The organism is Methylicorpusculum sp., from assembly GCF_030651835.1.
In the GTDB taxonomy this organism is placed as follows: Bacteria; Pseudomonadota; Gammaproteobacteria; order Methylococcales; family Methylomonadaceae; genus Methylicorpusculum.
Window position 1 is genome coordinate 1 of record NZ_JAUSBX010000159.1, and the last position, 7,989, is coordinate 7,989.

13 protein-coding genes are annotated in these 7,989 nt (G+C 45.8%); 8 read left to right on the top strand and 5 right to left on the bottom strand.

Annotated elements, in window-relative coordinates:
- The coding region (locus Q7V32_RS20700; RefSeq protein WP_304898859.1) for a recombinase family protein at positions 1-304 on the bottom strand (304 nt) is incomplete at its 3' end.
- Between the two features lie 710 nt (positions 305-1,014).
- Between Q7V32_RS20700 and Q7V32_RS20705 the strand changes: the two genes are divergently transcribed.
- Together Q7V32_RS20705 and Q7V32_RS20710 are read left to right on the top strand one after the other, a co-directional pair.
- Positions 1,015-1,302, top strand: a complete 288-nt coding sequence (locus Q7V32_RS20705; protein WP_304898860.1) for a DUF1778 domain-containing protein — start codon at positions 1,015-1,017, stop codon at positions 1,300-1,302.
- Positions 1,302-1,784: a GNAT family N-acetyltransferase gene (locus tag Q7V32_RS20710; RefSeq protein ID WP_304898861.1), complete on the top strand. Its 483-nt coding sequence runs from the start codon at positions 1,302-1,304 to the stop codon at positions 1,782-1,784. Before Q7V32_RS20705 ends, Q7V32_RS20710 begins: the two co-directional genes overlap by 1 nt.
- Before the next feature lie 110 nt (positions 1,785-1,894).
- Here Q7V32_RS20710 and Q7V32_RS20715 read toward each other — a convergent pair whose 3' ends face one another.
- Positions 1,895-2,038: a hypothetical protein gene (locus Q7V32_RS20715; protein WP_304898862.1), complete on the bottom strand. Its 144-nt coding sequence runs from the start codon at positions 2,036-2,038 to the stop codon at positions 1,895-1,897.
- A gap of 304 nt (positions 2,039-2,342) precedes the next feature.
- The gene (locus Q7V32_RS20720; protein ID WP_304898863.1) at positions 2,343-3,881 is read right to left on the bottom strand and encodes a vanadium-dependent haloperoxidase; all 1,539 of its coding nucleotides are present in this window, start codon (positions 3,879-3,881) and stop codon (positions 2,343-2,345) included.
- Positions 3,882-4,853: 972 nt separating this feature from the next.
- Here Q7V32_RS20720 and Q7V32_RS20905 point away from each other — a divergent pair.
- From Q7V32_RS20905 to Q7V32_RS20730, 3 genes are read left to right on the top strand one after another with little or no spacing between them, the layout of a single operon-like run.
- The gene (locus Q7V32_RS20905) at positions 4,854-5,102 is read left to right on the top strand and encodes a cation-transporting P-type ATPase (protein WP_370691490.1); all 249 of its coding nucleotides are present in this window, start codon (positions 4,854-4,856) and stop codon (positions 5,100-5,102) included.
- A complete protein-coding gene (locus tag Q7V32_RS20725; RefSeq protein WP_304898864.1) occupies positions 4,990-5,448 on the top strand; it encodes a hypothetical protein in 459 nt (152 codons plus the stop codon). The genes Q7V32_RS20905 and Q7V32_RS20725 overlap by 113 nt, the downstream gene beginning before the upstream one ends.
- A 33-nt stretch (positions 5,449-5,481) precedes the next feature.
- Positions 5,482-5,637 carry a hypothetical protein gene (locus tag Q7V32_RS20730; protein WP_304898865.1) on the top strand — a complete coding sequence of 52 codons (156 nt, stop codon included), beginning with the start codon at positions 5,482-5,484 and terminating at the stop codon, positions 5,635-5,637.
- A gap of 596 nt (positions 5,638-6,233) precedes the next feature.
- Here the strand turns inward: Q7V32_RS20730 and Q7V32_RS20735 are convergent.
- Positions 6,234-6,644: a GNAT family N-acetyltransferase gene (locus Q7V32_RS20735; RefSeq protein ID WP_304898866.1), complete on the bottom strand. Its 411-nt coding sequence runs from the start codon at positions 6,642-6,644 to the stop codon at positions 6,234-6,236.
- A 209-nt stretch (positions 6,645-6,853) separates the two neighbouring features.
- Here Q7V32_RS20735 and Q7V32_RS20740 point away from each other — a divergent pair, with 209 nt between their 5' ends.
- Both Q7V32_RS20740 and Q7V32_RS20745 read left to right on the top strand, forming a co-directional pair.
- Positions 6,854-7,000, top strand: coding sequence for a hypothetical protein (locus tag Q7V32_RS20740; RefSeq protein ID WP_304898867.1), 147 nt, complete (start codon positions 6,854-6,856; stop codon positions 6,998-7,000).
- A 132-nt stretch (positions 7,001-7,132) separates the two neighbouring features.
- Entirely contained in the window at positions 7,133-7,501 is a 369-nt protein-coding gene (locus tag Q7V32_RS20745; RefSeq protein ID WP_304898868.1) for a hypothetical protein, read from the top strand.
- On the opposite strand, the gene Q7V32_RS20750 is transcribed toward Q7V32_RS20745, so the two are convergent.
- Complete coding sequence (locus Q7V32_RS20750; RefSeq protein ID WP_304898869.1) at positions 7,452-7,853, bottom strand: hypothetical protein; 402 nt, start codon at positions 7,851-7,853, stop codon at positions 7,452-7,454. The genes Q7V32_RS20745 and Q7V32_RS20750 overlap by 50 nt on opposite strands.
- Here Q7V32_RS20750 and Q7V32_RS20910 point away from each other — a divergent pair.
- Positions 7,852-7,989: MerR family DNA-binding transcriptional regulator (locus Q7V32_RS20910; protein ID WP_370691480.1), on the top strand; the 138-nt coding region annotated here is incomplete at its 3' end. The genes Q7V32_RS20750 and Q7V32_RS20910 overlap by 2 nt on opposite strands.

The window sequence follows — 7,989 nt, forward strand, 5'->3', positions numbered from 1 at the left end:
TCCCAGAGCCTAAATCTCTTATGACTTCAGACCGCCAACCTTTAGCAGCGCAATAGGTTTCAAGCATTTCATGCTGCCTGTCTAAGTCCGCCTTTTGGTCGTGACTAGATACCCTGGCGTAGCAAATCGTCGGGGTATTAGTATCTCCAAGGCCAAGTAAAGCCGCCGAATCATAATAACGCGTTCCGCCTTGCGTTTTACGGGCTGGCAAAAGCTCACCTGTCCGCTCCCATTTTCTGAGCGTGTCAACAGTAACTCCTAAAAGAGCTGCCGCCTCACCAATCTTGATTAATCTCTTATCCATGTGTAATAACATACATAAATCTGATTTAAAAAGCAGTAGTTATTTACAGATTAATATAGATTATTTGTTTCAGTTACAAACCCCTAATAACGCTATCAACCTGATATCCAAAACCAGCTCCACTTTGGTCGCAGGTTATAGCTGCGTTGAATGGCAGCCCATTGAATCCCTGTCGTCATTGAGCACAACCCGGTAAGGCGGATTCGCCAACAGGCAATCCGCCATGGCTTTGAAGGCTATTGGCGTTTTGCTAGCGCGAAAACACCCTACGGGTTATGTAGTTTTACAACGGGTTTTGTTTTTTGGTTTAATTTCTTTCCTTAACGAAGACCGTCATTCCGTCATGGATTGCCGGTACCCAGAGCGCAAGGATGTGCTACAGCCTTTGCCATCCATGGCTTCTAGATTACGGCAATCCCTGCCGGAACGATGGCGACGATTAATACAAACCAAGTTCTCAAACAAGCCTGGACAATATAATAAAAACTGGGAAACTTCAGATGTAAGATGGGTAACGCTTTTTATGACTGCCCGTCTGTGTCTAAATAACGAAGGTTTTTAAACACAATAAGAAACACGTAAAAATAACATGTCATGAGTCCAACAAATTTGTTTAACAATGCAGCCATTGTGATGCTATGACTAAACAGATACACAACATGTATCTATTTATGATAAGGTTGATGTAGATTAAAAGAGAGGTATTTTCTATGTCTTATAACCAAACAAAAACCGATACACAAACCCATGCTGTCAACCTGCGTGTTCGCCATGATATCCGCAGTCTAATTGATAGAGCGGCAAAGGCTCAGGGTAAAACACGCTCTGATTTTATGATTGATGCCGCTCGACGTGCAGCGGAAGAGTCCTTGCTCGACCAAGCACTCGTGCGGGTTGATCAAGAAACTTACGACCATTTTCTTGAGGTTCTTGATCAACCGCCTAAAGGTGAGGGTTTTGAAAGACTGATGGCTGCCGCAAAACCTTGGAATAAATAGTGCTTTCTTCCCCCATTCTGTTAGCTACGGATCATCAGCTTGATGACTTTGCCTGTAATGTTGATAGCCTTAATGATTGGCTCAAGAAGCGGGCGTACCAAAATCAGCTCAGTGGAACCTCTCGTACCTACGTAGTGTTGGAAGGTAAAAGGGTTGTCGGCTATTACTGCCTTGCTTCAGGCGCACTGGAATTGAACGATGCACCTACCCAAGTCCGTCGCAATATGCCTAATCCTATTCCTGTCGCCATTCTTGGCCGTCTTGCTGTTGATAAGTCTTTTCAGGGGAAAGGACTTGGGGTTGCCTTGCTTCAAGATGCTGTTGTGCGGACTGCCCAAGCTGGTGGAATACTCGGCATACGCGGCCTTCTTGTTCATGCTCTTTCAATTGAAGCAAAAGCTTTCTATGAGCATCATGGTTTTGTCGCCTCACCGACACAAGCTATGACCCTAATACTGTCTCTAAAGGGGCATAACCCGTAAAGCGGATTCGCCAACTGGCAAGCCGCCTTGGCTTTGAAGGCTTGGCGTTTTGCTATCGCGAAAACGCCCTACAGGTTATGCCTTTATTCAGCGGGTTGTGTTTTTTTGGTTTAATTTCTCTTCTTACCGAAGACCGTCATTCCGGCATGGATTTCCGGAATCCGGGTCACAAGGATGTGAAAGCCCAACGCCATCCATGGCTTCTGGACCCCGGCAATCCCTGCCGGGGCGACGCCTACTATTAACGTGAACATAGCCTTGTTGAAACCAATGAAAAGCCAACTTTGTTTCGGACTTTATCGAATGTTTATATGCTGAATACCTGACATTCGAACCGACAATTTTTTAGAGGATCGCAGGCAGTGATCGACCCAAAGTCGTCTTAGACACCACACTTTTAAATGGCGTTTTATTGATCAAATCCAGTCAGCTTTTTTTGGTATTACACGCAAATCGGTAGCAATCTACTGCGGAACGGTAAGTTGTTTTGACGATTCAAGATAATTAAATGTTGATGCGTGGGCATGCGTTTTATGCATGCCCACTCTTTATTACCCGTTATATCTGGATTTCTTCGCCATCAAATTTTTTCAGTGTCAGTGTAGGCGCCTCGGGGTGAGCATCGCGCCAATCTTTCAGAATGGCAATACCCACTTCCTCGCCTAGCAGCATACCTTCTGTGCCATCGCTACGATAATGCACACCGGCCCAATCACGGCCCAAGCTGATGTTTGAAGCCAGTTTATTGAGTTCACCACCGATGGTTAATACATCGGCAATGGGCTCTAATACCGAACCGTTGGCACTAGGTTGTACTGGTGAAGGGATAGTGGCCCCTTCTTTAAAGAAGGCTTTCAGCACAGTCACGCACGCGCCTGAAATAGAGGCATGCCCGGCAGGATAAGCCGGATGCGTGGGAGCGCCTTCCGGATAGCCCATGGGTAATAATTTATTGCCATACTGTGCCTGCACGTAATTTAACACAATGGACGAGTTGAATTGAGCATGTAACAAGCTAGGGTTGTTTTGGGCTAAGCCGCCGTACTCTTCAGGGCGTAAGCGGCGATGTACATTCCATTTTTGAAACCATGCCGCCCGCAAGGCAGCATTGCCGGCTTTAGCGACGGTATCGAGAATTTCACCGGCCCCTAAATCGATAAACGCTCCCTGTCGGGTTGCTGTTTTATAAGGATTGCCGTCATCCCAAACGCTTGGCCCCCAACTCAGCATAATCAATGCGGCGTTATGGAATGCTTGATAAGTGTAATCTTGATGCACGTATCTCGACAAATCTCGCCCGTTGAGCATATAACGAGCTGCTTGAGTGGTTACCGATTTGCTTGGCATTTGCCCGTTCTCAATTGCCAGCCATTCACTCGGCGTGGTCATGAAATTTTCACCCGCTTTGTAGCGCGTGTATTTTTGATCGACCACTTTGGGACCGGTCGGGATGTCTTTATATAAAAATTGCGAAATGTACGGACCTGTCTGATCGCCCTCAAATATACCTCTAAACAACAGTTCAGCACTGGTTGGACCGGTAAAGTCGATCAAATTCGCCAGCTCGTTAGCTGCTTTCATGATGTTTTTATTAGAGGTGTATTCGCTGAACGGCACATCACGCAACAAAGCTTGCGCGTATACTTCAACCATCTCAGCCGCAGCCTCGGCACTGCCGAGCGCGGGTGCCGGCTTCATACCGTAAGCGTGGGAGTCTCTACCTTCCAAATCATAAACCTGTGCTGCCAGCGGATTGGCCAGCTTGACCGGGCCGCCGGCAGGAACCTGTTCAAAAGCCGCAAAGCTACCCGCTTGGATGGCAGTCAGTAATTGTTGGTAGGCCGCACTGTCAACGATACCGTTAGCGGCATGCGGTAAGGTTTTGTGAAATTGCCCCGCATAATTTGGCACGTCGGTTTCATCGCTATTATTGGGATGTTCGGCGGGCGAGTTGATGAAATTGATATTTGCCTGTTGTTCCCGGTAGTCATAAGCTTGCTGATGTCTTTCTGCTGCTGACAAAGGATCCAGTTCATCCGCCATTGCTGTGTTCGTAAGAATTGCCGAGATTGCACCGAATAAAAGTGTCTTTTTCATGTAATACCTAGTTGTCGTTATCTTTCATAGAATCTAAGAACACTAAAGCTGCAGCGTTCTAAATAGGTATTACAAAAGGCATGCCAGTAATTAACTCTTTGTTTTGTAAGAAATGGCTTTCAAAAACACATAAAAACTTTTTAAATAACAAGTGATATGACTTATGACATTCAAGTCAAATGCCGCACTATTTATAAGATTATTGAATCGTTAAAACTATATATGGGCTAGCGATTCAGAATGTAAAATAGATCAAGCAAGTTTTAATCGCACAGGATGCGCTGAACGAAGTCGGGGTATGTTTTTCAATCAAGCACCTCTATATAGCTAAACTGTTTGGCAGATATTCATTCAAATACTGTCATTGATGATCGAAAGGCAATCGTCTGCAAATGGCAGTAGTGACGCCGTGATAATGTCATTTGCTCGCCGACACCTGCCAATCGAGCAACCGAGACCCACATAAAATAGGGAAGTTATTTATGACCGAATCCTAAGTCATGGACAGCGTCCCTGCTGCCCACAACTTAACCATACTCTCGGACCTCGCGACCACGAAACCCACCGGTTCAATAACAGATTGAAGAGATTGATCTTAAAAAACAGTAAATTCGAGCAAAAGCCAAAATTTGCTTGAGGGATTAGTTTGGCTTATTGACTACGACAGGCTAATGGGTGCCCCCCCTTTCGCTGCTTTATAACATGGAGCTTTCCGCTAAGAAGACATTCACAAAACTGTAAAGCTAAATTATATAAACAGAAAAATATGTTGCTTCGACCTCATTAGCCCTGGCTTAGAACCGCATTCAAATCTTGCTTTGAGTCAGTAAATAGTAAGCTACTTTTGTTAAAGTCCTTGTACTGGAATGGGAATAAGAATCAATCTTTACAATTGAACTTCAAGAAACCATGACAAAAAAGCCGTATTTCAAAAACCAATAGACTGGCATTCCTTAATATATCAAGCAGGTATTGGAATACTTGCAGGTCGACAGAGATGGTTTATCCACTCAACAAGCCCAGGAACGTCTTAATAACAGTGGTCCAAACCGTTGGCCATCGCCAAAAACGCGGGGGCCTTTACTTCGTTTTCTGCTAGGAGAAAAACATGAGCCAAAGAAATCGATTGCAGTGGACGGTTGCGCTTTTAAGTGGCGCTTTGGTTGTCGCTCTAGGCGTGTGGCTCTTTGGCGAGGTTTGGCGCTATGCAGGCGAATATGATAAGAATCCGTCTCAACGCAACTTGAAGAACCAATTGATGCGTCGAAAGTCAGACTCGATGCAAGATGTCCTCGATGCGATCGTTCGGGGCAGACTCAACCGTGTTAATGCCGCAGCCTTGGACATGGAAAGGTACGTCGCCACGATTGATGGCTATCTGTCCACAGACGTCTACGAGAAGCATGGTAAATCCTTCAATGAAGCCATACACGACCTGAAACGAGCAACTGCACAAAGCGATGCCGAACTGACCAAGGAGGCAGCGCTTAGGCTCGAGCGATCCTGCTTGGAATGCCACATGCTGATCAACGCGCACAAGGGCCAACAGGTGCAGGGCAACGAATGAGTGAAGGCCAAAAATATAGGAAATTTAAAGGCTATGTTCGCGTTAATAGCAGGCGTCGCCCCGGCAGGGATTGCCGGGGTCCAGAAGCCATGGATGGCGTTGGGCTTTCACATCCTTGTGACCTGGATTCCGGCAATCCATGCCGGAATGACGGTGTTGGTTTACTTTCAACTACTAACGCGAACATAGCCAAATTTAAAGGCATTTTCGAACCTATCCTTGATAAAACGCCACGCCAAGCTGGCCTTTTGGTAAGCGCTTTTGATTGTTTCCTCGGCTTCTGAGGATGAAGAGTTCACTCTTGTGAACCAATAGGGTCAGGCTCGATTTAAGAATTTCAACGCAATAAAATCAAGAACTCATGACTTATAAAATGTAAAAACTCCTGACATTGCCTGTTTTCGAAATTGCAAACAATGACGGATTGGACGTCTGCTTTTGAGAAAGATTTCTAATTTTCATTGACACATTCCGCAGCGGTCTGTTTATGGCCGATAGGGTGAGGTCACCAATGGCTGCTTTGTAGCCCTCCAGTTCGCAGAATCTGGATTTGGCTGGCAGGCCGCTATGGAGAAACACGACCCTCAAGAATGGATCGGACTGGCACATTCTACGAAGTGAAAAAATTAATGTTTCGAATGACTGGTATTGAGAAGCAAAATTTTTTTTGCCGATTAAATATTACTGGATTGACTAATCAGCACCATACCTATTTCAAGTTATAGATTCATCTTCATTTTTACTCATCAGGACAAACCGTCGAGTTTTGCCGACAAATGCAGTATTCACAGAAATGAACGGATATCAGCGAGGCTTACCATGAGTGTCATCGGCTCTTCGGGGGAGGGATCGAAACCGAGGGCCAGATAGAATGAGCGGGCTTGTTCTGAAAGAGCATGGACGATAATTCCGCGAATGCCGATAGCATCGGCAGCATAGGAAACTCTTTGCGCGGCATCCCGAAAAAGGCCCCGGCCCAGACCGCAGCCTTGGAAAGACAAGTCCACGGCTAGACGGCCAAGTACGACGACTGGTATGGGGTCAGGCATATTGCGGCGGAAGCGGCCAGAAGAACTAATGCTATTGATCGCACCCGAAGCAAGCGCATAATAAGCGACAACGCGATTTTTGTTGCAGACAACGAAAGTACGTGAGGCACCGCTAATTTGGTTAGCTAAGGCTCGGCGGTGGCTCATATCAACCATTTTTGAAAGATCGGCCAATTGCGGACCTTGGTATTTTAGTTTTTGTGACAGAAATTAATCGTATAACGAACGATCCAGATGCCGCTAAAAAAGGAGCGAAAATCAGAACATTAATTTGTAGGATATCTTTGATGCGGGCCCCATACAGAGCCGAATACTCGAATTAATGGCCGCATCTGATCAAATTGCTCGACAGCGGCGTGATTCCTTTTCACAAATTAGGCACCCATCGTCGTCGTGTACGTTATCACTATTTGGTAGATTACAAAGCTAAGGTCGATTCGGGACGATTAGCCGCGTTGGAAGAACTGTCAGCCCAGGCACAAGAACTCAATACGGGTTATTAATTAATAACAAGCTTTTCCGTAGCCTACGACGCATGTGTGTTGCATCCACCACCCTTGCGCGATTTACTGATGTACCTTTCGCTGACCGATCGATAGCATGCAAAATGGACGGCAGAAATCCACGAAAAATGGATGCGAAACGTCTTGACCGTTCACCAGGATTTGACTCGCGAGCAACTTGAACGAACACGAAAACTGATGGATACCAGTCCCCGTGACTGTCTCGTCACTGGCTACGAATTTCTGATCCCAACTCTGACTTTGCCAGACCAAAATGATCGGCATGTTCTCGCTACAACGATTCGCAGTCAATCAAGCGTCATTTTGACCTTTAACCTGAGGGATTTTCCTGAAACGGAACTGGAAAAATACGATGTTGAGGGGCAACATCCGGATGCATTCATTTCAGATTTGATCGACTTGAATGTGGCCAAGGTCTTTGCGGCTATTGCTAATCACCCACAATCCCTAAAAAACCCACCAAAATCGAGCCTTCACTGATCGGCAGCGAAAACTGATTCTGAAAATGTTCTTGAACCCGGTTGTAAGGGATCAATTGATATTGGGACAAATACACCGCCTGGACTTTGACGCCGTTGCCGTACTTAGCGGCTTTGCTGACCTCCGCCGGGAAAGCCGCCGTAAAACGCTGCCTCTGCTGATCCTGGAGAATTTCCGCCTGATATTCGGTTACGACGCATCGAATATCAATATCGAACACTTGACGACGCTCGTAACCGATCAACGTATAGTCGCCAAGCGGTAAAAGGGTTTGTAACTGAAACAAATAATCTATATTAATCTGTAAATAAATACTGCTTTTTAAATCAGATTTATGTATGTTATTGCACATGGATAAGAGATTAATCAAGATTGGTGAGGCGGCAGCTCTTTTAGGAGTTAGTGTTGACACACTCAGAAAATGGGAGCGGACAGGTGAGCTTTTGCCAGCCCGTAAAACGCAAGGCGGAACGCGTTATTATGATTCG

Excerpts from the sequence above, each read along its gene's own strand:
- Q7V32_RS20735 (WP_304898866.1), bottom strand. The coding sequence starts at position 6,644 with ATGAGCCACCGCCGAGCCTTAGCTAACCAAATTAGCGGTGCCTCACGT.
- Q7V32_RS20730 (WP_304898865.1), top strand. The coding sequence starts at position 5,482 with ATGTTCGCGTTAATAGCAGGCGTCGCCCCGGCAGGGATTGCCGGGGTC.
- Q7V32_RS20745 (WP_304898868.1), top strand. The coding sequence starts at position 7,133 with ATGCGAAACGTCTTGACCGTTCACCAGGATTTGACTCGCGAGCAACTT.
- Q7V32_RS20705 (WP_304898860.1), top strand. The coding sequence starts at position 1,015 with ATGTCTTATAACCAAACAAAAACCGATACACAAACCCATGCTGTCAAC.
- Q7V32_RS20720 (WP_304898863.1), bottom strand. The coding sequence starts at position 3,881 with ATGAAAAAGACACTTTTATTCGGTGCAATCTCGGCAATTCTTACGAAC.
- Q7V32_RS20725 (WP_304898864.1), top strand. The coding sequence starts at position 4,990 with ATGAGCCAAAGAAATCGATTGCAGTGGACGGTTGCGCTTTTAAGTGGC.
- Q7V32_RS20715 (WP_304898862.1), bottom strand. The coding sequence starts at position 2,038 with ATGTTCACGTTAATAGTAGGCGTCGCCCCGGCAGGGATTGCCGGGGTC.
- Q7V32_RS20750 (WP_304898869.1), bottom strand. The coding sequence starts at position 7,853 with ATGTGCAATAACATACATAAATCTGATTTAAAAAGCAGTATTTATTTA.